The 25,705-nt window shown below is 62.2% G+C and carries 23 protein-coding genes; 9 read left to right on the plus strand and 14 right to left on the minus strand.

From position 1 onward, the window contains the following. Positions 1-12: 12 nt before the first annotated feature. From WYH_RS00490 to WYH_RS00525, 8 genes are all read left to right on the plus strand, one after another. Complete coding sequence (locus WYH_RS00490; RefSeq protein ID WP_046902267.1) at positions 13-558, plus strand: SRPBCC family protein; 546 nt, start codon at positions 13-15, stop codon at positions 556-558. A 301-nt stretch (positions 559-859) separates the two neighbouring features. Continuing rightward, positions 860-1,228 carry a 30S ribosomal protein S13 gene (gene rpsM / locus WYH_RS00495; protein WP_046902268.1) on the plus strand — a complete coding sequence of 123 codons (369 nt, stop codon included), beginning with the start codon at positions 860-862 and terminating at the stop codon, positions 1,226-1,228. Between the two features lie 57 nt (positions 1,229-1,285). Continuing rightward, positions 1,286-1,675 (plus strand): 30S ribosomal protein S11, encoded by a 390-nt coding sequence (gene rpsK, locus WYH_RS00500; protein ID WP_046902269.1) that lies wholly within the window; start codon positions 1,286-1,288, stop codon positions 1,673-1,675. A 107-nt stretch (positions 1,676-1,782) separates the two neighbouring features. Further along, positions 1,783-2,838, plus strand: a complete 1,056-nt coding sequence (locus WYH_RS00505; protein WP_046902270.1) for a DNA-directed RNA polymerase subunit alpha — start codon at positions 1,783-1,785, stop codon at positions 2,836-2,838. A gap of 111 nt (positions 2,839-2,949) precedes the next feature. Then, positions 2,950-3,369, plus strand: a complete 420-nt coding sequence (gene rplQ, locus WYH_RS00510; RefSeq protein ID WP_046902271.1) for a 50S ribosomal protein L17 — start codon at positions 2,950-2,952, stop codon at positions 3,367-3,369. 97 nt (positions 3,370-3,466) lie between these two features. Then, positions 3,467-5,605: a prolyl oligopeptidase family serine peptidase gene (locus WYH_RS00515; RefSeq protein WP_046902272.1), complete on the plus strand. Its 2,139-nt coding sequence runs from the start codon at positions 3,467-3,469 to the stop codon at positions 5,603-5,605. A 131-nt stretch (positions 5,606-5,736) separates the two neighbouring features. After that, complete coding sequence (locus WYH_RS00520) at positions 5,737-6,300, plus strand: hypothetical protein (protein WP_046902273.1); 564 nt, start codon at positions 5,737-5,739, stop codon at positions 6,298-6,300. A 110-nt stretch (positions 6,301-6,410) separates the two neighbouring features. Beyond that, positions 6,411-7,160: a hypothetical protein gene (locus WYH_RS00525; protein WP_156320025.1), complete on the plus strand. Its 750-nt coding sequence runs from the start codon at positions 6,411-6,413 to the stop codon at positions 7,158-7,160. Here the strand turns inward: WYH_RS00525 and WYH_RS00530 are convergent. From WYH_RS00530 to thpR, 14 genes are all read right to left on the minus strand, one after another. Continuing rightward, positions 7,157-7,795, minus strand: coding sequence for a trimeric intracellular cation channel family protein (locus tag WYH_RS00530; protein WP_046902274.1), 639 nt, complete (start codon positions 7,793-7,795; stop codon positions 7,157-7,159). The genes WYH_RS00525 and WYH_RS00530 overlap by 4 nt on opposite strands. Beyond that, a complete protein-coding gene (locus tag WYH_RS00535; protein WP_046902275.1) occupies positions 7,792-8,484 on the minus strand; it encodes a PepSY domain-containing protein in 693 nt (230 codons plus the stop codon). The genes WYH_RS00530 and WYH_RS00535 overlap by 4 nt, the downstream gene beginning before the upstream one ends. Positions 8,485-8,517: 33 nt before the next feature. Beyond that, the gene (locus tag WYH_RS00540) at positions 8,518-8,937 is read right to left on the minus strand and encodes a VOC family protein (RefSeq protein ID WP_046904655.1); all 420 of its coding nucleotides are present in this window, start codon (positions 8,935-8,937) and stop codon (positions 8,518-8,520) included. A 140-nt stretch (positions 8,938-9,077) separates the two neighbouring features. After that, on the minus strand, positions 9,078-10,481 hold the full coding sequence (gene lpdA / locus WYH_RS00545; RefSeq protein WP_046902276.1) for a dihydrolipoyl dehydrogenase: 1,404 nt from the start codon (positions 10,479-10,481) through the stop codon (positions 9,078-9,080). 139 nt (positions 10,482-10,620) lie between these two features. Further along, on the minus strand, positions 10,621-11,868 hold the full coding sequence (gene odhB, locus WYH_RS00550; RefSeq protein WP_046902277.1) for a 2-oxoglutarate dehydrogenase complex dihydrolipoyllysine-residue succinyltransferase: 1,248 nt from the start codon (positions 11,866-11,868) through the stop codon (positions 10,621-10,623). Between the two features lie 25 nt (positions 11,869-11,893). After that, on the minus strand, positions 11,894-14,710 hold the full coding sequence (locus tag WYH_RS00555; protein WP_046902278.1) for a 2-oxoglutarate dehydrogenase E1 component: 2,817 nt from the start codon (positions 14,708-14,710) through the stop codon (positions 11,894-11,896). A 55-nt stretch (positions 14,711-14,765) separates the two neighbouring features. Then, positions 14,766-15,053, minus strand: a complete 288-nt coding sequence (locus WYH_RS16355) for a GIY-YIG nuclease family protein (RefSeq protein WP_082347689.1) — start codon at positions 15,051-15,053, stop codon at positions 14,766-14,768. Between the two features lie 53 nt (positions 15,054-15,106). After that, positions 15,107-15,997 (minus strand): succinate--CoA ligase subunit alpha, encoded by an 891-nt coding sequence (gene sucD / locus WYH_RS00560; RefSeq protein ID WP_046902279.1) that lies wholly within the window; start codon positions 15,995-15,997, stop codon positions 15,107-15,109. A 184-nt stretch (positions 15,998-16,181) separates the two neighbouring features. Then, positions 16,182-17,144, minus strand: coding sequence for a malate dehydrogenase (gene mdh, locus WYH_RS00565; protein ID WP_046902280.1), 963 nt, complete (start codon positions 17,142-17,144; stop codon positions 16,182-16,184). A 237-nt stretch (positions 17,145-17,381) separates the two neighbouring features. Beyond that, positions 17,382-19,301: a putative bifunctional diguanylate cyclase/phosphodiesterase gene (locus WYH_RS00570; RefSeq protein ID WP_235979607.1), complete on the minus strand. Its 1,920-nt coding sequence runs from the start codon at positions 19,299-19,301 to the stop codon at positions 17,382-17,384. A gap of 105 nt (positions 19,302-19,406) precedes the next feature. After that, positions 19,407-19,715, minus strand: coding sequence for a hypothetical protein (locus WYH_RS00575; protein WP_046902282.1), 309 nt, complete (start codon positions 19,713-19,715; stop codon positions 19,407-19,409). A gap of 139 nt (positions 19,716-19,854) precedes the next feature. Continuing rightward, a complete protein-coding gene (locus WYH_RS00580; protein ID WP_046902283.1) occupies positions 19,855-20,925 on the minus strand; it encodes a cell wall hydrolase in 1,071 nt (356 codons plus the stop codon). Positions 20,926-21,071: 146 nt separating this feature from the next. Continuing rightward, positions 21,072-21,788, minus strand: a complete 717-nt coding sequence (locus tag WYH_RS00585; protein ID WP_169780661.1) for a lysozyme — start codon at positions 21,786-21,788, stop codon at positions 21,072-21,074. 244 nt (positions 21,789-22,032) lie between these two features. Next, positions 22,033-22,563 carry an RNA 2',3'-cyclic phosphodiesterase gene (gene thpR, locus WYH_RS00590; protein ID WP_046902284.1) on the minus strand — a complete coding sequence of 177 codons (531 nt, stop codon included), beginning with the start codon at positions 22,561-22,563 and terminating at the stop codon, positions 22,033-22,035. 157 nt (positions 22,564-22,720) lie between these two features. Between thpR and uvrA the strand changes: the two genes are divergently transcribed. After that, positions 22,721-25,633, plus strand: a complete 2,913-nt coding sequence (uvrA, locus tag WYH_RS00595; protein WP_046902285.1) for an excinuclease ABC subunit UvrA — start codon at positions 22,721-22,723, stop codon at positions 25,631-25,633. Positions 25,634-25,705 lie beyond the last annotated feature (72 nt).

Genomic DNA, 25,705 nt, shown 5'->3' on the forward strand with positions numbered 1-25,705 from the left:
CAGGAGGGATGCATGAAGAAGATTCTCGCGATTTCTGGCGTGGGTTTCTGCTGCATGGCTTCGCCAGTTGCGGGCGAGGTCAGGCAGGCGTCTGCCGAGGGCTTCGTTTCGGAAAATAGAGCGAGCGTAGCTGCGTCTCCGTCCGGGGTCTGGGCGGCGCTGGTCAACCCGGCAAGCTGGTGGAATGGCGAGCATAGCTGGTCAACCGATGCGGACAATTTTTCGCTCGATCCCAGGGCCGGGGGCTGCTTTTGCGAGACGATTCCTGCGGCCGAAGGGCGCCAGGCCGGCTCCGTGGAACATATGCGCGTGATAAATGCCGTGCCCGGTCAGCAATTGCGTATGGTCGGCGCACTCGGCCCGTTACAGGGAGAAGCGCTCCAGGCTGTGTTGACGATCGACCTCCAGGCGGAAGGGGAGGGTACGGCAATCAGTTTCACCTATGTCGTTGGCGGCTATGCGCGTTATCCGCTTGAGCAACTCGCTCCCGCAGTCGATAGCGTGATGTCCGAACAATTGATGCGCCTCGGCAATTTGCTTGAAAGCGGGACGCCCTGATCGCTGTTTTGACGAAATGCCGAGCCTTGGTTATAGAGAAGGCGGTCCGCGAACAGGCGGACGGGCGGCCAACGGGTGTAACCCGTTGGTCTGTTTTCGTCTGTTGACCTGGATGCCGAATCGGCTTAAGCGGCCAGTCCATTCGTTCAATCGGAGTCCAGTCCGGCAGGCGGCAGTCCAGATGCGCGCCATCCGGGCTATTGTTGTTTGATTGCGGCACTTTAGTATTGCGCGGATTGGTAAACGCGATGAGATAGGGGGTGTTGGCTAGGCCGACCCTCTGTGGAGCATGGAGAATTAAGTGGCTCGTATTGCCGGGGTAAATATCCCCACCAACAAGCGCGTTATTGTCGCGCTTACCTATATTCACGGAATCGGCCCGACGACGGCCAAGCGGATTGCTGACAAGCTGGGTATCGATCACTCCCGCCGGGTGCAGGATCTGAGCGACGCCGAAGTTTTGCAGATCCGCGAGACGATCGACGCTGATCTCACGGTTGAGGGTGATCTTCGTCGCGAAACCGCGATGAACATCAAGCGCCTGATGGACCTGGCCTGCTATCGCGGCCTGCGTCATCGCAAGGGCCTGCCGGTCCGCGGTCAGCGCACCCACACCAATGCGCGTACCCGCAAGGGCAAGGCGAAACCGATCGCGGGCAAGAAGAAGTAAGCGCGCCGTCAGGCTGCAGCTTTCTCTTCGTCAGATTCAGTACAGGATATTAGACCAATGGCACGCGAACCTCAGCGCATCCGCAGGCGGGAGCGCAAGAATATTTCGAGCGGCGTCGCTCACGTGAACGCCAGCTTCAACAACACCATGATCACCATCACCGATGCGCAGGGCAATGCGATCAGCTGGTCCAGCGCGGGCATGATGGGCTTCAAGGGTAGCCGCAAGTCGACCCCCTATGCCGCTCAGGTGGCTGCGGACGATGCGGGCAAGAAGGCCGCCGAACACGGCGTCCGTACCCTGGAAGTCGAGATCAAGGGCCCCGGCTCGGGACGTGAAAGCGCGCTGCGCGCTCTGCAGGCGGTGGGCTTCACCATCACCTCGATCCGCGACGTGACACCGATCCCGCATAACGGCGTGAGGCCTTCCAAGCGCCGCCGCGTCTGATCGAACCTGCCGCGGCTTTCGGGCCGCAACAAGCAATTCGCATCGGCCGCGGCGCTCCCAGCGCTCCGCGGCCGTTGCCGCCAGAACCAGACCTTTAGGGGAAGCCCATGTCCGTCAATATGAAGAACTGGCAGGAACTGAAGAAGCCCACCGCGCTTGATATCAAGGCCGGTGGCGACAAGAGCCGGAAGGCCACCTTTGTCGCGGAACCGCTGGAGCGTGGTTTCGGCCTCACGCTCGGTAACGCGCTGCGTCGCGTTCTCCTGTCCAGCCTTCAGGGTGCGGCGATCACCTCGATCAAGATCGAGAATGTGCTGCACGAATTCTCCAGCCTCGCCGGTGTGCGCGAGGATGTCACCGACATCGTCCTGAATGTAAAACAGATCGCTCTCAGGATGGAAGGTGAGGGTCCCAAGCGCCTGCAGCTTTCCATGACCGGCCCGGCTGAAGTGAAGGCGGGCGACATTGCTGTTTCCGGCGATATCGAGGTGATGAACAAGGATCTCGTGATCTGCCATCTCGACGAAGGCGCCACGCTGAACATGGAACTGACCGCGGACACGGGCAAGGGTTATGTCCCGGCCGTGCAGAACCGCCCGGTCGACGCGCCGATCGGCCTGATCCCGGTCGATTCGCTCTATTCGCCTATCCGGCAGGTCAGCTACAAGGTCGAGAATGCCCGCGTCGGGCAGGAACTCGATTATGACAAGCTTTCCCTGACCATCGAATCCGACGGCACGGTCACGCCCGAGGATGCGATCGCCTATGCCGCGCGCATCCTGCAGGACCAGCTGACCCTGTTTGTCCACTTCGAAGACGGCATCCCGCAGCCGCAGAGCGCCATGATCGGCGTTGCCGCGCAGCCGGAAGAGAGCGACGCCAACCAGCTCAACCGCTATCTGCTCAAGAAGGTGGACGAGCTCGAACTGTCGGTGCGTTCGGCCAATTGCCTCAAGAACGACAACATCATCTATATCGGCGACCTGGTCCAGAAGACCGAAGCCGAGATGCTGCGTACGCCGAATTTCGGCCGCAAGTCGCTCAACGAGATCAAGGAAGTCCTCTCCAGCATGGGCCTGCGCCTCGGCATGGACATTCCGGGCTGGCCGCCTGAGAATATCGAGGAAATGGCCAAGAAGCTCGAGCAGGAACTGCTGGGCTAAGCTTTCAGCCCCGGTTTCGGCCGGGGCTTCTACCGGGTGAAGGCGGCGACCCGAACTGCCGCCGGGATCGGGCTACCTCACACGGGCCCCCTACGAACGGAGTGAAGTAATATGCGTCATGGTATTTCCGGCCGTAAGCTGCAGCGCAAGTCCGGCCACCGCGCCGCCCTGCTGCGCAACATGGCAGCCGCGCTGATCAAGCACGAGCAGATCCAGACCACCACGCCCAAGGCGAAGGAACTGCGCCCCTATGTCGAAAAGCTGATCACGCTGGCGAAGCGTGGCGGTCTTTCCAACCGTCGTCTGGCGCATAGCCGCCTGATGGACGATGCGCAGGAAAAGAAGCTGTTCGACGTGCTGGCCGAGCGTTATGCGGGCCGCGAAGGCGGCTATACCCGCATCATCAAGGCCGGCTATCGCGCGTCCGACGCGGCGCCGATCGCGATCATCGAACTGGTGGACCGCGATGTGGAAGCCAAGGGCCAGGACAGCGGCCCGGTGATGAACGAGGACGAATTCGAAGAAGCATAAGCCTTCCACGTCCTCCTCATAGGACGGTGAATTCCGACATTGCAAAAGCGGTTGCGTTAATTACAAACGCAACCGCTTTTTTGTGTCCGGAGTGTTCATGCGTTTGCAGATTGCCGCGGCCCTTGCCGCAACCCTGGTTTTTCCCGCACAGGCTCAGGACATGACCGCACCAGATTATCCCGAAACGCGCCGAGGCGGCGTGGTGGAAACCCTGTTTGGCGAGGAAATCGCCGATCCCTATCGCTGGCTGGAGGATGATGTCCGCAACAGCGCGGATGTCGCCGATTGGGTGGAGCGGCAGAATCGCGTTACGGACGCATATCTAGAGAAGCTTCCCGCCCGCGATTGGTTCGCGGAACGGATTGGGCAGCTCTATGATTTTGAGCGGTTTTCCACGCCGGTGGAGAAAGGCGGGCGCTATTTCTACACCCGCAATTCGGGCCTGCAGAACCAGAGCCCGCTCTATGTGATGGATAGTCTGGATGGCGAGCCGCGCCTCTTGCTCGATCCCAATGAGTGGGCCGAGGATGGTGCCACGGCGCTTTCGGGCTGGAAGCCATCGGCCGATGGCACGAAGCTGCTTTACAGCGTGCAGGATGGCGGAACGGATTGGCGCATCCTGCGTGTTCTGGATGTTGAGACCGGCAAGGCGCTGGAAGACGAGATACGCTGGGCGAAATTTACGGGCCTGTCCTGGATCGGTTCCGAAGGCTTCCTTTATTCGCGCTTTCCGGAACCGGAGGAGGGCGAGGACTTCCAGGCGCTGAACTACAAACAGGCGGTTTATTATCACCGCGTAGGAACTCCGCAGAGTGAGGACCAGCTGGTTTATTCCACGCCGGATCACCCTGATTACAATCATGGCGCGGGCGTCACCAGTGACGGGCGCTGGGCGATCATCACCAGTTCCATCGGGACCGATGCGCGTTACGAGGTCCATGTCATCGATCTCGCCGCACGAGCAGAAAAGGGCTGGCAGGCCCGCCCGCTTGTCACCGGTTTCGAAAACGCCTGGAGCGTGGTGGACGGGATCGGCGGCAAGTTATGGGTCGTCACCAACAAGGATGCTCCCCGCTATCGCGTCCTGTCTATCGATCTCGATAGTAAGAGCCCGGAATGGGCCGAAGTGGTGCCGCATATGGAGCAGCCAATCGATGGGGCCTCCATCGTCGGCAACCGGCTGATCCTGACCTATCTGAAGGATGCCAGTTCACTTGCCCGCGTATTCGCTCTTTCGGGCGAGGAAATGGCGCCGATAGACCTGGCAGGCATCGGTTCGGTCGGCGGGTTTACCGGCAGGCCGGACGATAAGGAAACGTTCTACAGCTTCACCAGCTTCAACCGTCCGGCGACGATCTATCGCCTTGATCTGGAAACGGGTGAACGGACCGTCTTCGCGGAACCGAAACTTGCCTTCGATCCGGATGATTTCCTGGTCGAGCAGCGTTTCTACACTTCGAAAGACGGCACGGTGGTGCCGATGTTCATCATGCGGCGCAAGGATGTGGCAGATAGCGGCAAGCCGGTGCCGACCCTGCTTTACGGTTATGGCGGTTTCGACGTTTCGCTGACCCCTGGTTTCTCGGCCAGTCGGATGGCCTGGGTGCAGGCAGGCGGCGCCTTCGCGCTCGCCAATATTCGCGGCGGCGGGGAATATGGCAAGGCGTGGCATGATGCCGGGCGGCTCGCCAACAAGCAGAACGTGTTCGATGATTTCATCGCCGCGGGCGAATATCTGAAGGCGGAAGGCATCGCTTCCGCAGACGGGCTTGCCATACAGGGCGGGTCCAATGGCGGCCTTCTGGTCGGCGCCGTGTCCAACCAGCGGCCCGATCTGTTTGCTGCCGGAAATGCGGCAGTGGGCGTGATGGACATGCTGCGTTTCGACCGCTGGACCGCCGGCCGGTACTGGGTGGATGATTACGGCTATCCGTCCAAGGAAGAGGATTTCCGTATTCTGCGCAGCTATTCCCCCTATCATAACATTACCCCGCGCACGCCCTATCCGGCGCTGCTGGTGACCACGGCGGATACGGATGACCGGGTGGTGCCCGGTCACAGCTTCAAATATACGGCTGCGCTGCAGGCGGCGGATCTGGGGCCGAAACCGCAATTGATCCGGATCGAAACGCGGGCAGGGCATGGATCGGGGAAGCCGACGGACAAGGCGATAGAGGAAGCATCCGATATCGCGGCATTTCTTGCATACTGGACGGGCCTGACACCTGTGGAATAGTTGTTCAGGAAACTGATCCTATTCCTGAATATATCCTGTCCGTGCAATTCAGGCCCGGCCCAGTGACGAGAGGCTAGAACCATCCTCATCCGGCGCAATCCGGCGACCCGGACGAATTGAGGATTTAGCCCATGATGACCATTAGCAAGGCCCTGGTCGGAACATTTGCCGCAGGCGCGATGGCGATGGCCTCTGCCAGTCCGACTCTCGCGCAGGATCGGCGTCACCATCGGGACAATGACGGGATCGATGCCGGGGATGTGATCGCCGGCGCCCTGATCATTGGCGGGATCGCCGCCGTGGCCGCTGCCGCCAGTAATCGCGACGACCGCCGCTATCGCGACAGGCGCTATCGTGACCGCGATTATCGCGACAATCCGCGCAATGCGGTGGAGCAATGCGTCCGCGCAGCGGAACGCACGGCCAATCGCTATTCCTATGGCGGCCGCTCCAAGGTGACGGATATTCGCGACGTCGACCGCAAGAGCAATGGCTACAAGATCAAGGGCCGCATTGCCGTGAACCAGAATGGCCGCGACTGGCGCCGGGGGGACCGCAATTATGGCCGTGGCTGGGATAATGACTATCGTGGCTGGAACGATCGCTATCGCGGTTATGACAGCGGGCGGTTTACCTGCCGCGTGAAATATGGCCGCGTTGTCGATATCGATTATAGCGGCATCAGGGGGCTGTAACGGCCTCTACCGGCCGGGAAAGGCGGTTCAGGCAGATGCGCCTGCGCCGCCTGGCCTGTTCAGACGGGGAGCGCGGCATGGCCGCCTCCGGCAATGCAAGGGATGGTGCAATGGCACTGGGAACAAACCGCCTGGCCGCTGCGAGCGCGCTTGCCGCAGCCCTTTCCATGGCCGCGACACCGGCAGCGGCGATCGGCCTGCCGGGGCCTGCGGGCGAGACGCGCATACATGATGGCGATATGGCAAGTGCGTATCACCGCCGCCATCGCCATCATCGCGGCGGGGGAGTGGATGCGGGCGACATATTGGCCGGGGTTCTGATCCTGGGCGGTATTGCCGCCGTGGCCAGCGCCGCCAGCCAGTCCGGCGACCGGCAGGAGCGCTATCCCGAGCGGGAACCCTATCCCTCGCGGCCGGACTATAACCGGGCCGGCAATGCCAGTGGTCCGCAGACCCGCGGATTGGATAATGCGATGGATATCTGCGTGGCCGAAATCCAGCGCGGTGGAGAACGTGTGAGTTCTGTCGAAAGCGCGGCACGTACCGGGGATGGCTGGAATGTCGGCGGCATATTGCAGGGCGGGGCCAATTTTTCCTGCTGGATCGGGAATGATGGCCGCATCCGCGATGTCACCGTCCAAGATCGATATGGCGCCGATGAATATGGCGTCCGTTCCCATGACCGGGATCGCTATGGCAGCAACGGCGATGATCGTTCCGCAGACCGCGCAGGGGACAATCAGTGGAGCGACGATTACTATAACCGCGCCCGTGACCGCCTGCGTTATTCCACGCCTGACCTTGCGCCCGCAGGGCAAGGCGGGATTGACGGCGATCTTGACGCGCCGGAGCGTTTCTAGCTCTCGCCCTCTGCCTTGCCCTCGCGCGAATAGATGGGCAGTTCGATCCGCCAGACCATGGCCGCGCCGCGCAACAGGAAGCCGGCCATTGCCGCAACCGCCCAGACCGGCCTCTGCGGCAGGTCCAGATAGATGCCCAGCGCGCAGAGCGTGGCGGCCAGGGCGGCGGCTGTGACATAGAGTTCCGGCCGCATCAGGATCGAAGGCACGCCGGCCAGCACGTCGCGAATGATCCCGCCCACGCAGCCCGATACGATGCCCAGGATCACTGCCGGCAGGGGCGCGACGCCGAATGTCAGCGCCTTGGCAGTGCCGAGCACGGCAAAGGCGGCCAGGCCGAGCGCATCCGCCCATTCCAGCAGATGACCTTCCCACCAGCGGCGCGGCGTGAACCAGGCGATCAGCGCGACCAGCATGATGACCGGCGCCACCCATGGATCGCGCAGCCAGAATACCGGCGCTTCGATCAGCAGATCGCGCAAGGTTCCCCCGCCGACCCCGGTGACCAATGCGAAGAAGGCCATGGTGACGAAGGTCTGCCGCAATTGCGCGGCAACCAGCGCGCCGCTCAGCGCGAAGACGGCAGTGCCCGCGAGATCGAGCAGCGGAGGCAGGGCGGTGGCCGTGGTGGTCAAATCGTTGTCCTCACGCGTGATTTGCGTCGGCGGAACAGCAGGATGCAGCCCAGCATGGACCCGGCCACGCCCAATGCGGCGAACAGGATCAGGACCGGGTGGTGCATGTCTTCCCGTCCTTGCAAATCCATGATGTGCAGGCCCCACATGAAATCATAGAACCGCCACCAGCTTGTGCGCAGGGCCAGTACTTCGCCCGTGGCATCGTCCACATAAACATGGGTGCCATCGGCAAAGCGGGCCTGCCACGCCGCGCGCCCTGCACGATAATCCATCGGCGCTTCGCCCGGCGCAAAATACCTCATTTCCGCCAGCGCCGCATCGCCGCGATAGGCGCTTTCGGCGACCAGGCGCGCCTTTTCCTGGGTCATCGGTGCGTCCAGCGAACCGTCGAGGGCCGAATAGCTATAACGCGCGCCGCGTGCGGTGGTGACGATCCACGCCGGCCCTTCCGGCTTCTGGATCAATTCTGCGGACAGGATCGGTTCGCCCACGCGGGGCACGGCCAGCTGTGCCGGATCTATTTTGCGTTCAATGGCGCTGCGCAGATGGTCGCCCCGCGTTTCCTCGATCGGGCGTGCGATCATGGCCAGCCCGCTGATTGTCCAGATCAGGAACGGAACGCCGATCAGCCATCCAAGCCAGATGTGCCAGCGGGCAAAGCGCTGCATGATGCGTAGGCGTGCCATGACGGAATGATTATCGCGCCCGTGGCGGCGGCGCTAGTCGGTAGCGAAAAGCTGGCCGAGATCGGCAAAGGCCTTCATCTCGATCGCATTGCCGGACGGATCGCGGAAGAACATGGTCGCCTGTTCCCCCGGCTGCCCTTCGAAACGAATATAGGGTTCGATTGCGAACTCCAAGCCCGCCGCCCGCAGCCGATCCGCCAGTTCTTTCCAGTCTTCCAGTGTCAGCACGATGCCGAAATGCGGCACGGGCACGACATGCCCGTCCACCGGGTTCGAGGCGGCATCTCCGGAGCCTTCCGACAGATGGGCGACAATCTGGTGACCGTAGAAATCGAAATCGATCCACTGATCGCTGCTGCGCCCTTCCGGACAGCCCATGACTTCGCCCCAGAAATGGCGCGCTTCCGCAAGGTCGCGAACGGGAAAGGCGAGGTGGAAGGGGCGCAGGGACATTTCGTTTCTCATCCGGTGGGCGCGCATCCTGCCACGGGTTCAGGATGAGCGAATCTGGGTGACAGGTCGGGATGGGCGGATAGAGGCCGGAAGCCAATCTCCGCCCATCCTGAGCTTGCCGAAGGATGCGTTAAGCGTCCTCAGATATGGATCGGCTTGCCCTGCACGGCCATGGCGGCTTCCTTCAGCGCTTCCGAATGGGTCGGATGCGCGTGGCAGGTATAGGCGATGTCTTCGCTGGTGGCGCCGAATTCCATCGCCTGCGCGGCCTGTGCGATCATGGTGCCCGCGACCGAGGCGATCATCCACACGCCCAGAACACGATCCGTTTCCGCATCGGAGATGACTTTCACGAAACCGTCGGGTTCGTGATTGGTCTTGGCGCGGCTGTTCGCGAGCATCGGGAACTTGCCGACCTTCACCGCGCCCTTTTCCTTCGCGGCTTCCTCCGTCAGGCCGACGCCTGCGAATTCGGGCATGGTATAGACGACGCTGGGGATCACATCATGGTTCACGATGCCAGTCTGCCCGGCGATGTTTTCCGCGACGGCCAGGCCTTCATCCTCGGCCTTGTGCGCCAGCATCGGGCCGGGGATCACGTCGCCAATGGCCCACACGCCGTCCACCTTGGTGCGGAAGGAATGATCGGTTTCGATCTGTCCGCGCGCATTGGTTTCAAGGCCGATTGCATCGAGGCCGAGCCCGTCCGTATTCGGCTTGCGGCCGATGGAAACCAGCACGCAATCCGCGGTGATCGTTTCACTGTCGCCGCCATCGGCGGGTTCGACAGTCAGCGTGGCCTTCTTGCCCTTGACCGTCACGCCGGTGACCTTGGTCTTGAGCTTCAGTTCCATGCCCTGTTTCTTGAAGATCTTGCCTGCTTCCTTGCGGATATCGCCATCCATTCCGGGCAGGAGCTGGTCGAGATATTCGACCACGGTCACTTCGGCGCCCAGACGCCGCCAGACCGAGCCGAGTTCCAGCCCGATGACGCCGCCGCCGATCACGACCATCTTCTTCGGCACGGCGGACAGTTCCAGCGCGCCGGTGGAATCGACCACCACGCCCTTTTCATTGTCCACCTCCACGCCGGGCAGCGGGGTCACGGAAGATCCGGTGGCGATGACGATATTCTTCGCCGTCACCGTTTCATCGCCCACTTTCAACGTATGCGCATCGACGAAGCTGGCATGGTTCTTCAGCCAGGTGACCTTGTTCTTCTTGAACAGGAATTCGATCCCGCCGGTCAGACCCTTCACGGCATCCTTGCGCTGGCCCTGCATCGTGTCGAGATCCAGTTCCGGTGTGACCTTGATACCCATCCGGGCCATGGTCTTTCCGGCCGCCGCTTCGAAATATTCCGATGCGTGCAGCAATGCCTTGGAGGGTATGCAGCCGACATTGAGACATGTGCCGCCCAGAGTTTCCCGGCTTTCGGCACAGGCCGTCCTCAGCCCAAGCTGTGCCGCGCGGATCGCCGCGACATAGCCGCCGGGACCGGCACCGATAACGAGGACATCATAGTCGTAAGTCTGGTCGCTCATTGGTCTCTTCCGTCGCGCGCGTGCTTCGACAGGCTCAGCACGCGCGGGTTTGGTATTCATCCTTCATCCACATCCGCTCAGCTGAGCTTGTCGAAGCACGCTCATCCTGAGCTTGTCGAAGGATGTGGCACGGTCCACTCTACAGGTCGATCAGCATCCGCATCGGATCTTCGATCGCTTCCTTGATGATCTTCAGCGCCGTCACCGCTTCGCGGCCATCGATGATCCGATGGTCATAGCTGAGAGCGATATACATCATCGGGCGGATCACCACTTCGCCATTCACGGCGACGGGGCGTTCCTCGATCCGGTGCAGGCCCAGCACGGCGCTCTGCGGCGGATTGATGATCGGGGTGGACATCAGCGAACCGAATACGCCGCCATTGGAAATGGTGAAGGTGCCGCCGGCCATGTCCTGCATGGTCAGCGCGCCGTCCTTCGCCTTCTGGCCGTAATCGGCGATCGCCTGTTCCACTTCGGCAAAGCTCATCCGTTCGACATTGCGCACCACCGGCACGACAAGGCCGTTCGGCGCGCTGACCGCGACGGAGAGATCGACATATTTGTGATAGACGATCTCGTCACCGTCGATCCGGGCGTTGACGGCCGGCACGTCCTTCAGCGCAAGGCAGGCCGCCTTGGCGAAGAAGCTCATGAAGCCAAGCTTGATATTGTGCTTCTTGGCGAACACGTCCTTGTAGGCAGCGCGCGCTTCCATCACCGCAGTCATGTCCACATCGTTGAACGTGGTCAGCAGCGCGGCTTCTTCCTGTGCGCCCTTCAGCCGCTTGGCGATGGTCTGGCGCAGACGGGTCATCTTCACCCGTTCTTCCACACGCTCTCCCTCTGCCGTGGCGGGCGTGGGGGAGGGCGCCGGGGCGGAAGCGGACGGCGCCGGGCTGGACTGCTTCGCCTTGGCGGCGGCAATCACGTCTTCCTTGGTCAGGCGGCCATCCTTGCCCGTGCCCTTGATCGTGGTCGGATCGACCCCGTGTTCCAACACGGCGCGGCGCACGGCCGGGGAAAGCGTGGTGGAGGCATCGCCGCCTTCCTCGCCAGAGGGCAGGGCCTCGATCTCTTCCTCGGCGGAGCTGGCCTTTTCAGCCTCGTCCTTGCGCAGATGCGTATCTTCGGGGCCGGACTGGGCCTGGCCTTCCTCGATCACCGCGATCACCGCGCCGACTTCCACCGTCTCGCCCACTTCCGCCTTGTAGGCACCCATGATGCCGGCGATGGGCGCGGGTACTTCCACGGCCACCTTGTCGGTTTCGAGGCTGGCGATCGGTTCATCCAGAGCAACCGCATCGCCGGGCTTCTTCAGCCATTCGCCAATCGTCGCTTCGGTTACCGATTCCCCCAGTGTGGGGACTTTTACTTCACTGGCCATGTGTCGTTTCCTTCAGGCCTTCCGATTAGGAGCGGGTCTTGCCGGCGTCCGAGAGGCCGAGCGCGGCCTCCACGAGCGCCTGTTGCTGTTCAGCGTGGCGGCTGGCGAGGCCGGTCGCGGGAGAGGCGGATACCTCGCGCCCGGCATAGCGCGGGCGCATGTTCCTGTGGCCGGCGGCGATCAGCGAATCCTCGATCTTGCTTTCGACGAAGAACCAGGCGCCGTTATTCTTGGGTTCTTCCTGGCACCATATCACCTCTTCCAGATTCGTCATCCGCTTGAGCCGCACGGCCAGCGGTTCGCCCGGGAAGGGGTAGAGCTGTTCGAGCCGGACGATGGAGATGTCCTCCAGCTTTTCCTCGTCACGCTTTTCGATCAGGTCATAGGCGACCTTGCCCGAACACAGGACCAGCCGGCGAATCTTCTCGTCCGGGATCGTTTTCGAGTCGGACATGATCCGCATGAAGTGGCTTTCGCCCACGAACTCGCTCGCGGCCGATTTTGCCATCGGATGCCGCAGCAGGCTCTTGGGAGTCATGATGACCAGCGGCTTGCGGAACGGGCGCAGCATCTGGCGGCGCAGAACGTGGAAATAGTTCGCCGGGACAGTGATGTTGCAAACCTGGATATTGTCGTTCGCGCAGAGTTGCAGGAAGCGTTCCAGCCGGGCGGAGCTATGTTCCGGACCCTGGCCTTCATAGCCATGCGGCAGCAGCAGGACGAGGCCGTTGGCCCGCAGCCACTTTGCCTCGCCCGCGGCGATATACTGGTCGATCACGATCTGCGCGCCATTGGCGAAATCGCCGAACTGCGCTTCCCAGCATACCAGGGTCTTCGGATCGGCAGAGGCGAAGCCATATTCGAAGCCGAGCACGCCATATTCGGAGAGCGGGCTGTCATAGACCTCGAACTTGCCATGCGGCAGTGTGGTCAGCGGGATATATTTCCGCTCCGTCTTCTGGTCGATCCACATGGCGTGGCGCTGGCTGAACGTGCCGCGCCCGGAATCCTGGCCGGACAGACGCACGCCGAAGCCTTCCGTCACCAGGCTGCCGAAGGCCAGCGCTTCCGCCGTGGCCCAGTCGAACCCGCTGCCCGCTTCGAACATCTTCGCCTTGGCGTCGATCACGCGGCGCAAGGTCTTGTGAATTTCCAGATCTTCCGGGATCGTGGTCAGCGTGCGGCCCAGGCTTTCGAACAATTTGCCTTCGATCGCGGTTTCCACGTTGCGGCGCGCGGTTTCCGGATCGGCCGGCTTGTGCAGCCCGCTCCACCTTCCGCCGAACCAGTCCGCTTCATTGGCGCGATAGTTTTTCCCGGCCTCGAATTCCTCGTCCAGCGCGGCGACGAAGTGTTCGACCTGCTCGCTGTGCCACTTGCTGTCGATCACGCCTTCTTCGATCAGGCGCTTCGCATAGATCTCGCTGACGCGCGGATGCTTGCGGATCTTTTCGTACATCAGCGGCTGGGTGAAGCTGGGTTCGTCGCCTTCATTGTGGCCGAAGCGGCGATAGCACCACATGTCGATCACGATATCGCGCTTGAACTTCATGCGATATTCGACCGCCAGCTTGCAGGCGAAGGTCACGGCTTCGGGATCATCGCCATTCACATGCAGGATCGGCGCCTGCACGCCCTTGGCCACGTCCGACGGGTAGGGGGACGATCTGGCGAATTGGGGGCTGGTCGTAAAACCGATCTGGTTATTGATCACGAAATGGATGCAACCGCCGGTATTATAGCCGCGCACGCCGGAAAAGCCGAAGCATTCCCATACGATACCTTGCCCGGCAAAGGCCGCGTCACCGTGGATCAGCACGGGCAGCACCTTTTCGTGCTGGCCCAGATCTTCATGCACGGCCTGCTGCGCGCGCACCTTGCCCAGAACGACCGGGTCCACCGTTTCCAGATGGCTGGGATTGGGAACCAGGCTCATATGCACCTTGATACCGTCGAATTCGCGGTCGGTGCTGGTGCCCAGGTGATATTTCACGTCGCCCGATCCGCCCACATCTTCCGGATTGGCGGTGCCGCCGGAAAATTCGTGGAAGATCACGCGATACGGCTTGGCCATGACATTGGCGAGCACGTTCAGCCGGCCGCGATGGGCCATGCCATAAACGATTTCGCGCACGCCGCCGGCGCCGCCATATTTGATTACCGCTTCCAGCGCCGGGATCATGGATTCGCCGCCATCCAGGCCGAAACGCTTGGTGCCGACATATTTCTTGCCGAGGAATTTTTCATATTCCTCGCCCCGGATCACGGCAGACAGGATGGCCTTCTTGCCGGTTTCCGTGAATTCGATTTCCTTGTCGGCGCCTTCCATCCGATCCTGCAGGAACCGCCGTTCCTCGATATCGGCGATGTGCATGTATTCGAGGCCGACCTTGCCGCAATAATTCGCGCGCAGGATCTCCACCACTTCGCGCACCGTGGTCCATTCCAGCCCCAGATTGCCGCCGAGATAAATTGGGCGATCCAGATCGGCATCGGTGAAGCCGTGATATTCGGGCGTCAGGTCAGCCGGAAGTTCGGAATGGTGCAGGCCCAGCGGATCGAGATCCGCAGCCAGATGGCCGCGCACGCGATATACGCGGATCAGCATCATGGCACGGATCGAATCCGCCGCCGCGCATTCCACCGCGCTTTCATCCATCGGCTTGCCCGATTTGGCAGCAGCCTTTTTCACTGCGATCTTCATCGCGGTCGGGTCCATCGCCTCCGCCAGGTCGCTTCCGGCGTCGGGCAGGGGCCAGCCCTTCTTCTGCCAGCTGGGGCCGGGCTGAGGACCGTCCTGATCGGCCATTTCGGGGAGGAAATTCTGCGCTTCGTTACCCATGATCAGGCTCCGTAAGCCCCCGCGCAGGCGGGGGCCTTTTTCGGCATTGCGCCGGTCACAATAGTGCGTGGCTGAGATCCTGCCACGCCTGGTTTCTTTCTTCGATGCGAGCGATTTTCCAATCGCGGTTCCATTTCTTCATCCGCCTTTCGAACAATCTCGCATCGTGAATATTCTCGAAGCGCTCGAACCAGACCAGGTGATGGCAGTTATACCGCTTCGTGAAGCTTGAAACGGCTCCGCTGCGATGTTGTGCCACTCGTTTGGCAAGGTCTTCCGTTACTCCGATATATAGAACTCCCTCGGGCCGGTTGGTCAGGATATAGACATATCCGCACTTCAAAAGTTCCTCCCGGACCGAAAGAGGTCCCCGCCTTCGCGGGGACTCACATTAAATTACGCAAGCTCCTTCAGCAGCGCGTCGAGCGTGGTGCCCAGTTCGCTGGGCGACGGCGATACGCGGATGCCTGCATCTTCCATAGCCGCGATCTTGTCTTCCGCGCCGCCCTGGCCGCCGGAAACGATCGCGCCCGCATGGCCCATGCGGCGCCCCGGAGGGGCGGTGCGGCCGGCGATGAAGCCGACCATCGGCTTGCTGCGGCCCTTGGCTGCTTCCTGCTTGATGAATTCTGCGGCCTCTTCTTCCGCCGAACCGCCGATTTCGCCGATCATGATGATCGATTCGGTTTCGGGATCGTCCAGGAACAGGTCGAGTACGTCGATGAAATTGGTGCCGTTGACCGGATCGCCGCCAATGCCGACCGCCGTCGTCTGGCCGAGGCCGACCGCCGTGGTCTGGTGCACGGCCTCGTAAGTCAGCGTGCCGGAGCGGCTGACCACGCCGACGCTGCCCTTGGAGAAGATGGACCCCGGCATGATGCCGATCTTGCATTCGCCGGGCGTCAGCACGCCGGGGCAGTTCGGGCCGATCAGACGGCTCTTGGAACCGGACAGGGCGCGCTTCACCTTGACCATGTCCAGCACGGGCACGCCTTCGGTGATGGCGACGATCAGTTCCATTTCGGCGTCGATCGCTTCGAGAATGGAATCCGCTGCGAAGGGCGGCGGAACATAGATGCAGCTGGCCGTTGCGCCGGTTGCCGCCTTGGCTTCCGCCACAGTGTCATAGACGGGCAGGCCGATATGGGTGCTGCCGCCCTTTCCCGGCGTCACGCCCGCAACCATCTGCGTGCCGTAAGCCAGAGCCTGTTCGGTGTGGAAGGTGCCGGTGGCGCCGGTCATCCCCTGGGTGATGACCTTGGTGTCTTTGTTGACGAGGATGGACATTATCTACTCCGAATTCGCTTGGCGGTCCAAACAGGCAGGACGCTGATCAATATTAGAGTGCCTGGATAAAGGGAGGCTGAATCAACGTCGAAGCTGGTTCGAGGATGCACTCCAGAAAAACGCGGCGGCACCTGGGGGCGGTGCAGGCTGATATGGCCAACCCGCCCCCAAGGCCGCGAAAACATCACGCCAGCGAGCTGTCGATACCCTTGCAGGCTTCGAGCAGTTCCTTGACCGCATCGACGCTGACCTGGAAATTGGCCTTGGCTTCATCGTTCAGTTCGATTTCGACGATGCGTTCCACGCCATTGGCGCCGATCACGATCGGCACGCCGACATAAAGCCCGTCCACGCCATACTGGCCGGTGAGGTTGGCTGCGGCGGGAAGGACGCGCTTCTTGTCCTTCAGATAGCTTTCAGCCATCATGATCGCGCTGGTGGCCGGGGCGTAATAGGCGGAACCATTGCCCAGCAGCTGGACGATTTCACCGCCGCCCGAACGGGTGCGCTTGACGATCGCGTCCATCTTTTCCTGCGTGGACCAGCCCATCTTGATCAGATCGGGTACGGGAATGCCGGCAACGGTCGAATATTCGAGCACCGGCACCATCGTATCGCCATGGCCACCCAGCACGAAGGCGGTGACATCTTCCACCGACACATCGAACTCTTCCGCCAGGAAGCAGCGGAAACGCGCGGAATCGAGCACGCCGGCCATGCCGACGACCTTTTCCGTAGGCAGGCCCGAATATTCGCGCAGCGCCCAGACCATCGCGTCCAGCGGGTTGGTGATGCAGATCACGAATGCGTCGGGCGCATGTTCCTTGATCCCGGCGCCGACGGCCTGCATGACCTTGAGATTGATGCCGAGCAGATCGTCACGGCTCATGCCCGGCTTGCGGGCGACACCGGCGGTGACGATGATGACATCGGCCCCGGCGATATCGGCGTAATCATTCGTGCCCTTGAGCTTGGAATCAAAGCCTTCCACCGGCGCAGCCTGCGCCAGATCCAGGGCCTTGCCCGAAGGCATTCCTTCCGCAATGTCGAACAGGACGACGTCGCCCATTTCCTTCATTGCGGCCAGATGTGCCAATGTGCCGCCGATCATGCCGGCGCCTACGAGCGCTATCTTCTTGCGAGCCATGAGCTTTTGCCGATTCCTCCAAGCTGCGCGGGCGCTGGAAAGCAACGGTTCCGGCGCCTCCCCGCGTCCGCGGAGGGAGGGGCCCCGGTTGACGAGCCCGACCTAGGCGCGCGCAGGGGGCATTGCAACCGCGAAAAGCCCTTCTATTGAAACTATTTTTGATATCAGTTTGCAATATCATTAATGAGTTTTGAGGGCGTCTTGTGCAAGCGCTCTTTCGCTTATGCGCAATTGCCGTCAGGCCCGCCTGGCTTTTTCATCCCGTTCGCGTTCCTGGGCCAGCAGCATGGCCGCCAGATAATCGGGCACGGCGCGGCTGAAATAATAGCCCTGGCCCAATGTGCAGCCCGCTGCCTTCACGGCCTGGACCTGCTCGATCGTTTCCAGCCCTTCGGCCACGATATCCATGTCCAGCGTCGATCCCATTCCCGCCACGGCGCGGATGATCGCATCGCTCTTGCGGCCGGCATTGGGGCCGGACACGAAGCTGCGATCCACCTTGATCTTCTTGAACGGATATTTGTTCACATAATGGAGGGAGGAATAGCCGGTTCCGAAATCGTCCAGCGCGAAGCGGACCCCTTCGGCCGATAATTCGTCGATGAAGCGGACCGTATCGGCACTGTCGTCGAGGAACAGGCTTTCCGTCACTTCCAGTTCCAGGCGATGCGGGGCCAGCCCGGCATCGCGCAGCGCCGTCAGTATCCCCAGCGCGGCGCCCGGTGCGCGCAATTGCATGGGGGAGAGATTGACCGCCAGCGTCACGTCTTCCGGCCATTGCGCGCAGGCCTTGGCCGCCTGCGCCGTGATCCAGTTGCCCAGCGTGATGATGGCGCCGGTTTCTTCCGCCACGGGGATGAATTCGTCGGGCCGCAATTCGCCCTTTTCCGGGTGGAACCAGCGGACCAGCGCTTCGAAACTGCGGATCCGCCCGGTTTCCAGATCGACGATCGGCTGGAAGAAGATGGACAATTCGTCCCGCTGGATCGCGGACCGCAATTCCACCTCGATTTCCTTGCGGCGGACAAGGTCGCGGGTCATCGCCGTGTCGAAGAAGCAGACCTGGTTCCGGCCGCCGACCTTGGCGTGATACAGGGCCAGATCCGCACTCTGCATCAGCGTGTCGATGTCGTGCCCGTCATTGGGCAGCAGCGCGACGCCCATGGAAGTGGCGATATCTATGCGCCGCTGGTCGATCCGGATGGAGCGGGAAATGTCTTCTGCAATGGCGCGGGCCAGCCTTTCGCTTTCGAAACGGTCGCCGACTTCGGCCACGACGATGAATTCGTCCCCGCCGAAACGGGCCACTGCGGCCTTGTCCGGAGCCTGGGCGCGCAGCCTGGCGGCCACTTCCGCCAATACGCGGTCGCCCACCGGATGGCCCAGCGTGTCATTCACTTCCTTGAACTTGTCGAGATCGAGCCAGAACATGGCCAGCATTCGCTCTTCGGGCAGTGCCATGAGCAGTTCGACAAGGTCGTGATTCAGTCCGGCACGGTTGAGCAGGCCGGTCACTACGTCGGTCCGCGCGAGGCGGCGCATATTGTCTGCCATGCGTGCGCTGACTTCGGCTGCGGTGATCTGGTCCCGCAATATCCGGAACAGGTTCAGCGTGACGGAAACGACCGCAGCGAAGACCAGCACCAGCAGGGCGGACAGGATTGCATAGACAATGTCTTGCGCAAGCAGGCCCGCGATGGCGATGGGCAGGCACACCAGCAGCAACTGGCCGGTGGCGATCAGCGGCCGTGCAGCGTTCCGCGCGGAAATGCCGACGCCATAGACGAGGGAGAGCGAGACGGTGAGCACCTGGATCGCGCCGGGCGGGTGGAGATAGATCGTCAGGGCCGCCAACAGGCCGCACAGGCCGGCAAAGGCATAGGCGCCGGCTTCAAATATCCGTTCCAGCTTTCGCGCATCATGGTCCAGCGCATTGCGGTGCATCCGGTAATACAGGACGAACCGGACGATTCCTGTCAGGGCGAGCGCCACGCCAACCGCGGTAATGACCGGATTCTGCGTGGCAATTGCCGCCGTGATTCCGCCCATTGCACCCGTCAGTACCGCCATCATCAGGCTGGTCGGCTGATTGTATAATGTTTCCACCAGCTTCAGGCGCACGTCGTCATCACGGTCATTGCCGCCGAAATGTTTCAAGTAGATCTGGCGCCAGCGCTTAATGGCTACTCTCCTCGCCCCGCCGGGTTAATGGCAAGAGATCACCGAGTGGTTAATGGCCGTGTAACGGATCGGGCGTGTCGGTCAGGTGCCGATGCGCGGTTCCGCATCCAGTGCATTGGCCATCCGGCGGTCCAGCGCGCGGCAGATTTCCAGCCACCAGAGATATGCCTGTTGATCGCCCTGACGCTGGGCCTTGTGCGCCTGTTGCCGGGCATTGCGCGCCGCGGCCATGCCATGCTGCGCGAAATGCCGCAGGGCGGCCTGCAACATAGGGTCGTTCAACTGGTCCGTGCCATTGTCATTCGCGGCGATTCCGCAAGCTTCGCGGGCATCCTGTGGGGCGAGGCGGGTGCCATAAGCGTGGGGTGGTGCTGCAAAGCGGATCGACATGAATGGTTCGCTCAACCTCTGGAATTATCGCACCGCGAACTGCGGTTCTTCCGCCGTGCTAAGGCTGTCGCTCTAAGCTGTGGTTCGCAGCTATGGTTTCCAGATTACATCAGGATTTTAAGAATTTGCTGCGGCCCGCCTAGGGCTTGTCCAGCCATTGCCCGCTGCGTGCATATTGGGGCTTCACCGTGCCGGACCGGTCCAGCGGATTCGCGCCCGGCGGCTGTGCAATTGCGGGCTTGGTCCCGGGGAACGGCTCCGGAATGGAAACCGGCTCATACCCCGTCAATACGGCCGCAGCCTGCACGCTTGCCGAAGGCGCGGCCACCCCGGCTTTCGCGGCAGGGGGCGCGGGCAGATAAGGCGCGGGCAGCGGTTCCCCGCCGGCATAGGCCCGCGTGAAGGCAGATGAAGTGCCCGCCATGCCGCGCCAGCGATAAAACCGATGCGCGCCGATTGTTCCGACCGGCTGCAGGCTGCCTGCCCAATGCGGATTTACGGCCAATGTATGATAATGGGTGGCAAGGCCGACCGGCTTGTAGACGGCCCCTGACAGCGCGGCGCGGGCGACTTTTGCCGCGCGGTCCCACCAGCGTTTTTCGGGCTGCCGCGCCAGCGATCCGTCGCAGGTGAAAGTGAACTGGCAGCCGGTGCTGCGGTCCGAGCCCTGGAACACGACGCCGCAGATATTATCCGGATAATTGCCATTGGCGACGCGGTTCAGGACCACTTGCGCCACTGCCTGCTGGCCGGCATCGGGTTCCAGCGCGGCTTCGTAATAGATGGCCATGGTCAGGCATTTCTGCGCCCGCACCCGGTCCAGCGGCGTGCCATCCGCCAGCATCGGGCGGGCCGGTGCGTCTGCCGGATTCGCATCGCCCCCGGCGGTGTCACGGTCCGCGATTACGCTATCACCCTGCGGCAGATAGGGAAGATCGTCGAGATAGTAGAAAGCGGAACCGGGGAAGCTTTCGCCCGGTGTCTCGAAACCCATGGGCGTGACCTGCGGAACCACGGCGCCCGCATCGGAAAAGTTCCAGCCCTGCGGTGCGACAATTGCCGGCAATGCGATTGCCGCGCCCAGCACGGCGATGCCTTGCCGACCGACCGACCGGCGGCGCGCCGAAATCGGGCGCGACCGCCCGCGACGGGTCAACTTCGCGTGGAAGTCCTGCGGGATCGTGTCGATTGTTGGCGAATGATCGCCCAAACCCGGTTTCCTTCATCTGCCGCCGGCTGCCGCCGGGCGCGCCAGCGGCGCGTAGTCCCTCTTGGGCGGCAAGGCAGCGCATCATTGCGCATCGTGCCAGATGAAGACGAATGCTCTCCAAACCGTTACCGGGCCGAGGCAAGGAATCAGGCTCGCCTTGTTTCGAGCTGATGGCGGGCCGGGCGGGGGTCCTCATATTCCCCTTCCGCCCAGATCGCGGCGCGGCGCTCGCTACGATAGACAAGACCGCGTGCATTCACGCCCGAAGCCTGATGATAGCCTAGTTCTTCGGCAATCGCGTCATAATCCGCGGCGGCAATCGCCTCGTTCAGGCGGGGGCTGCGATCTTCGGACAGATTGCCTTCACCCACATTATAGACGAGGTCCACCAGCGCATCGAATTCATGCTGGTATAAAGGCAGATCGCCGGTCAGCCGCATCACGGCGCGCTTCGCCTCTTTCAGATCCTCTTCCAGGAAATCCAGTATCCGGTCCTGCCCGACGCGTTGGCCAATGCGCAGCCCGTCCGATGCCGCGACCAGATGGCCCACGCCGACAGTGGGGTTCCCCGCCGCATCGCGATAGACGGTGTGGCGCACCCCTTCTTCCTCCACCAGTATTTCCATCAATGCATCGCTCGGCTGCATTTCGGCGGCCGGTTTGCGCTCTTCCGGGCCGATCATCTGCATGGCGAAGGCGGGTTGCGATTGCGGGGCCTGGTGCATCGCCCCTGCGCTAAGGCCCATTACCCCGGCCGAAAGGGCGAGGGCGGCCTTGCGCTTGCGCCGATGGGGCATGCGCGCGGCCCGTCTTGCCCGCCGTTCGGAACGGCGTTGCCGCATCCGGCCTATCAGCGTGCGCACCTTTTCGCGCCTGCCCCTGGGGTTGCGGTCCTTGCGGTCGGTTCGTGCGGGGGAGGGGGTGCTGCTGGTTTGCGCTGTGGAAGCGATAGGCGACTTCTCCTTTTCCAGTTGGCGAAGGGGCGATGTCCTGCCTGCAATGCGTGCCCGTTGGACACGGCAATTGCGGCTTCAGCCAATTAACGGCTGGCCGGGGTGAAAGGTCCGGAATTTCATCAGGTGTTTGAATTAAAAGGGGTTCGCCGGTTCAGAGCGGATAGGTGACGACCGGCTGATAATGCGATCCTTCGCGGCCCAGCGTGCTTTCATACAGGGCCATTTCCCGCACTATGAAAGGCTGGGCCTCCAACGCGCCATGTGCGGCCAGCCAGTCCCCGATCTGGCCGCTGGAAGAATTGAGCCGGGCCAGCGTGACATGCGGCGTGAATTTGCGCGTTTCAGGCGCAATGCCGACTGTGCGGCAGGCCCGTTCCACTCGCCGTTGAAGATCCAGCAGTTCAGGCTCCGCCACCACCCCGGCCCATGCGGTGTGGATCCGCCCCTTCTTTTCGAAATGGCCCACGCCCTTGATCTGCAAGGGAAAGGGTGCCGCTTTCACTCGCGCCAGTTCCGCCGCCAGATCATTCGCCAGGGGCACATCGACATCGCCGACAAAGCGCAGCGTCAGGTGCAATTGTTCATCCGATTGCCAGCGCGCCGCATCGATCCCCTCCATCGCATCATGCAACACATCGCGGACGATTTCCGGCGGGCGAATGGCAACAAAAAGACGGGGCATGGCTGGGCGGCCTTATCTCAGGACGAGGGGCAAGATGCAAAGTTGCATCTGCCATGTCACGTTCCCACATCCTCGGCAGAGTTCGGGCCCGGCAGAGTTCGGACGTATCCCCCGTGCCCCTTGACCGGCACGAACATTTGCGGAACATCACGCCCTTATGAGCCTTACTACCATTTCCGTCCGCGGCGCGCGTGAACATAATCTCAAGGGCGTCGATATCGACCTCCCTCGTGACAGCCTGATCGTGATCACCGGGCTTTCCGGCAGCGGCAAGTCCAGCCTCGCTTTCGATACGATCTATGCCGAAGGGCAGCGTCGCTATGTGGAATCGCTCAGCGCCTATGCGCGGCAGTTCCTCGAAATGATGCAGAAGCCCGATGTCGAACATATCGAGGGGCTGAGCCCGGCGATTTCGATCGAGCAGAAGACGACCAGCCGCAATCCGCGCTCGACCGTCGCGACCGTGACCGAGATCTACGACTATATGCGCCTGCTATGGGCGCGGGTGGGCGTGCCTTATTCACCCGCCACCGGCCTGCCGATCGAAGCGCAAACCGTGTCCAACATGGTGGACCGGGTGATGGCATTGCCCGAAGGGACGCGGCTTTACTTGCTGGCGCCCGTCGTGCGCGGGCGGAAGGGTGAATATCGCAAGGAACTGGCGGAGTGGCAGAAGGCCGGCTTCACCCGTGTGCGGATCGACGGCGAGATCTACCAGATCGAGGACGCGCCGACGCTGGACAAGAAATACAAGCATGACATCGAAGTCGTAGTGGACCGGCTGGCCGTGCGCGAAGGGATCGAGACGCGGCTGGCGGATTCCTTCGAAACCGCGCTGAAACTGGCGGACGGGCTGGCTTATGTGGACCTGGCCGATGGCAATGTTCCCGGGCGCGAAGCGGAAGAAAGCGGCGGCAATCTGAAAGGCGCGGGCGTTCCTGCCAACCGTATCGTCTTTTCCGAAAAATTCGCCTGCCCGGTCAGCGGCTTCACGATCGAGGAGATCGAACCGCGCCTGTTCAGCTTCAACGCGCCGCAGGGCGCCTGCCCGACCTGCGATGGTATCGGGGAAAAGCAGCTGTTCGATCCGCAGCTCGTCGTCCCGAACGAGGAACTGACGCTGAAAAAGGGCGCCGTGGTGCCCTGGGCCAAGAGCAATCCGCCGTCACCCTATTACATGCAGGTCCTTTCCAGCCTGGCGAAGGCGTATGATTTCGATCTGGAAACGCCGTGGAAAGATCTGGAGCCGGACCAGAAGATGATCATCCTCCACGGCACGGGCGGCATGCCGGTGGAGCTGACCTTCAAGGACGGGCGCAAGGAATATACGGTACGCAAACCCTTTGAAGGGGTGATCGGCAATCTCAACCGCCGCCTGATGCAGACGGACAGCGCCTTCATGCGGGACGAGCTGGCAAGGTTCCAGACCGCGCAGCCCTGCGAAACCTGCAACGGCGCCCGCCTGAATGAAAAGGCGCTGGCGGTGAAGGTCGCGGGCGAACATATCGCGGCGCCGGTCAGGCTGTCCGTTTCCGATGCGCTGCAATGGTTCACCGCCCTTCCGGAAAAGCTGAACAAGCAGCAGCAGCAGATCGCCAGGGCGATATTGAAGGAGATCGTGGAACGGCTCGGCTTCCTCAACAATGTCGGGCTGGATTACCTCAATCTCGATCGCACCAGCGGCACCTTGTCCGGGGGCGAGAGCCAGCGCATCCGCCTCGCCAGCCAGATCGGCAGCGGGCTGTCCGGCGTGCTCTACGTGCTGGACGAACCGAGCATCGGCCTGCACCAGCGCGATAATGACCGGCTGCTGGAAACGCTCAAGCGGCTGCGCGACCTGGGCAATACGGTGATCGTGGTGGAGCATGACGAGGATGCGATCCGCGCCGCCGATCATATCGTCGATCTCGGCCCCGGCGCGGGCGTGCATGGCGGCGCGGTGGTGGCGCAGGGCACGCTGAAACAGATCCTCAAGTCGAAAACCAGCCTCACCGCCGCCTATCTCAACGGCACGCGCGAGATCGAGGTGCCGGCGAAGAGGCGCAAGGGCAATGGCCACCAGATCACCGTTCACGGCGCCACGGCCAATAATCTGAAAGGCGTCACCGCCTCAATCCCGCTCGGCACGTTCTGCTGCATCACGGGCGTGTCCGGTTCGGGCAAGTCCAGCTTCACGATCGACACGCTCTATGCCGGTGCGGCGCGGACGCTGAACGGCGCGCGCGTGGTTGCCGGCCCGCATGAAAAGATCACCGGGCTGGAATATTGCGACAAGGTGATCGAGATCGACCAGTCGCCCATCGGCCGCACCCCGCGCAGCAACCCGGCCACTTATACCGGCGCCTTCACCCAGATCCGGGACTGGTTCGCCGGCCTGCCGGAAGCGCAGGCGCGCGGATACAAGCCGGGCCGGTTCAGCTTCAACGTCAAGGGCGGCCGGTGCGAGGCGTGCCAGGGCGACGGGCTGATCAAGATCGAAATGCACTTCCTGCCCGATGTCTATGTCACGTGCGAGGAATGCCACGGCAAACGCTACAACCGCGAAACGCTGGAGGTGAAGTTCAAGGGGATGAGCATCGCCGACGTGCTCGACATGACGATCGAGGATGCGGAAGAATTCTTCAAGGCCGTCCCCCCCATTCGCGACAAGATGCACATGCTGTGCGAAGTCGGCCTCGGCTATGTGAAGGTCGGCCAGCAGGCGACCACGCTTTCGGGCGGCGAGGCGCAGCGGGTGAAGCTGGCCAAGGAATTGTCCAAGCGCTCCACCGGGCAGACGCTCTATATTCTGGACGAGCCGACCACCGGCCTGCATTTCGAAGATGTGCGCAAATTGCTGGAAGTGCTGCACCGCTTGGTGGAGCAGGGCAATTCCGTGGTGGTGATCGAACATAATCTGGACGTCATCAAGACGGCGGATCACATCCTAGATCTCGGCCCCGATGGCGGCGTGCGCGGGGGTGAGATCGTGGCCCAGGGCACCCCGGAACAGGTCGCCGCGACAGAGGCCAGCTATACCGGCCAATATCTCAAACCGATGCTCACCCGCGCAAAAGAACCCGCCGAGTAAGCCGCAAAGATCCTCCCCGAGCTAGCTCGGAGAGGGGGACCGCCAAAGGCGATGGAGGGGCAAAAAGCCACA

This window comes from Croceibacterium atlanticum (assembly GCF_001008165.2).
In the GTDB taxonomy this organism is placed as follows: Bacteria; Pseudomonadota; Alphaproteobacteria; order Sphingomonadales; family Sphingomonadaceae; genus Croceibacterium_C; species Croceibacterium_C atlanticum.

Coding starts and splice junctions, on each gene's coding strand:
- WYH_RS00490 (WP_046902267.1), top strand. CDS start 13: ATGAAGAAGATTCTCGCGATTTCTGGCGTGGGTTTCTGCTGCATGGCT.
- rpsK (WP_046902269.1), top strand. CDS start 1,286: ATGGCACGCGAACCTCAGCGCATCCGCAGGCGGGAGCGCAAGAATATT.
- WYH_RS00505 (WP_046902270.1), top strand. CDS start 1,783: ATGTCCGTCAATATGAAGAACTGGCAGGAACTGAAGAAGCCCACCGCG.
- rplQ (WP_046902271.1), top strand. CDS start 2,950: ATGCGTCATGGTATTTCCGGCCGTAAGCTGCAGCGCAAGTCCGGCCAC.
- WYH_RS00515 (WP_046902272.1), top strand. CDS start 3,467: ATGCGTTTGCAGATTGCCGCGGCCCTTGCCGCAACCCTGGTTTTTCCC.
- WYH_RS00520 (WP_046902273.1), top strand. CDS start 5,737: ATGATGACCATTAGCAAGGCCCTGGTCGGAACATTTGCCGCAGGCGCG.
- WYH_RS00525 (WP_156320025.1), top strand. CDS start 6,411: ATGGCACTGGGAACAAACCGCCTGGCCGCTGCGAGCGCGCTTGCCGCA.
- WYH_RS00535 (WP_046902275.1), bottom strand. CDS start 8,484: ATGGCACGCCTACGCATCATGCAGCGCTTTGCCCGCTGGCACATCTGG.
- WYH_RS00540 (WP_046904655.1), bottom strand. CDS start 8,937: ATGTCCCTGCGCCCCTTCCACCTCGCCTTTCCCGTTCGCGACCTTGCG.
- lpdA (WP_046902276.1), bottom strand. CDS start 10,481: ATGAGCGACCAGACTTACGACTATGATGTCCTCGTTATCGGTGCCGGT.
- odhB (WP_046902277.1), bottom strand. CDS start 11,868: ATGGCCAGTGAAGTAAAAGTCCCCACACTGGGGGAATCGGTAACCGAA.
- WYH_RS00555 (WP_046902278.1), bottom strand. CDS start 14,710: ATGGGTAACGAAGCGCAGAATTTCCTCCCCGAAATGGCCGATCAGGAC.
- sucD (WP_046902279.1), bottom strand. CDS start 15,997: ATGTCCATCCTCGTCAACAAAGACACCAAGGTCATCACCCAGGGGATG.
- mdh (WP_046902280.1), bottom strand. CDS start 17,144: ATGGCTCGCAAGAAGATAGCGCTCGTAGGCGCCGGCATGATCGGCGGC.
- WYH_RS00575 (WP_046902282.1), bottom strand. CDS start 19,715: ATGTCGATCCGCTTTGCAGCACCACCCCACGCTTATGGCACCCGCCTC.
- thpR (WP_046902284.1), bottom strand. CDS start 22,563: ATGCCCCGTCTTTTTGTTGCCATTCGCCCGCCGGAAATCGTCCGCGAT.
- uvrA (WP_046902285.1), top strand. CDS start 22,721: ATGAGCCTTACTACCATTTCCGTCCGCGGCGCGCGTGAACATAATCTC.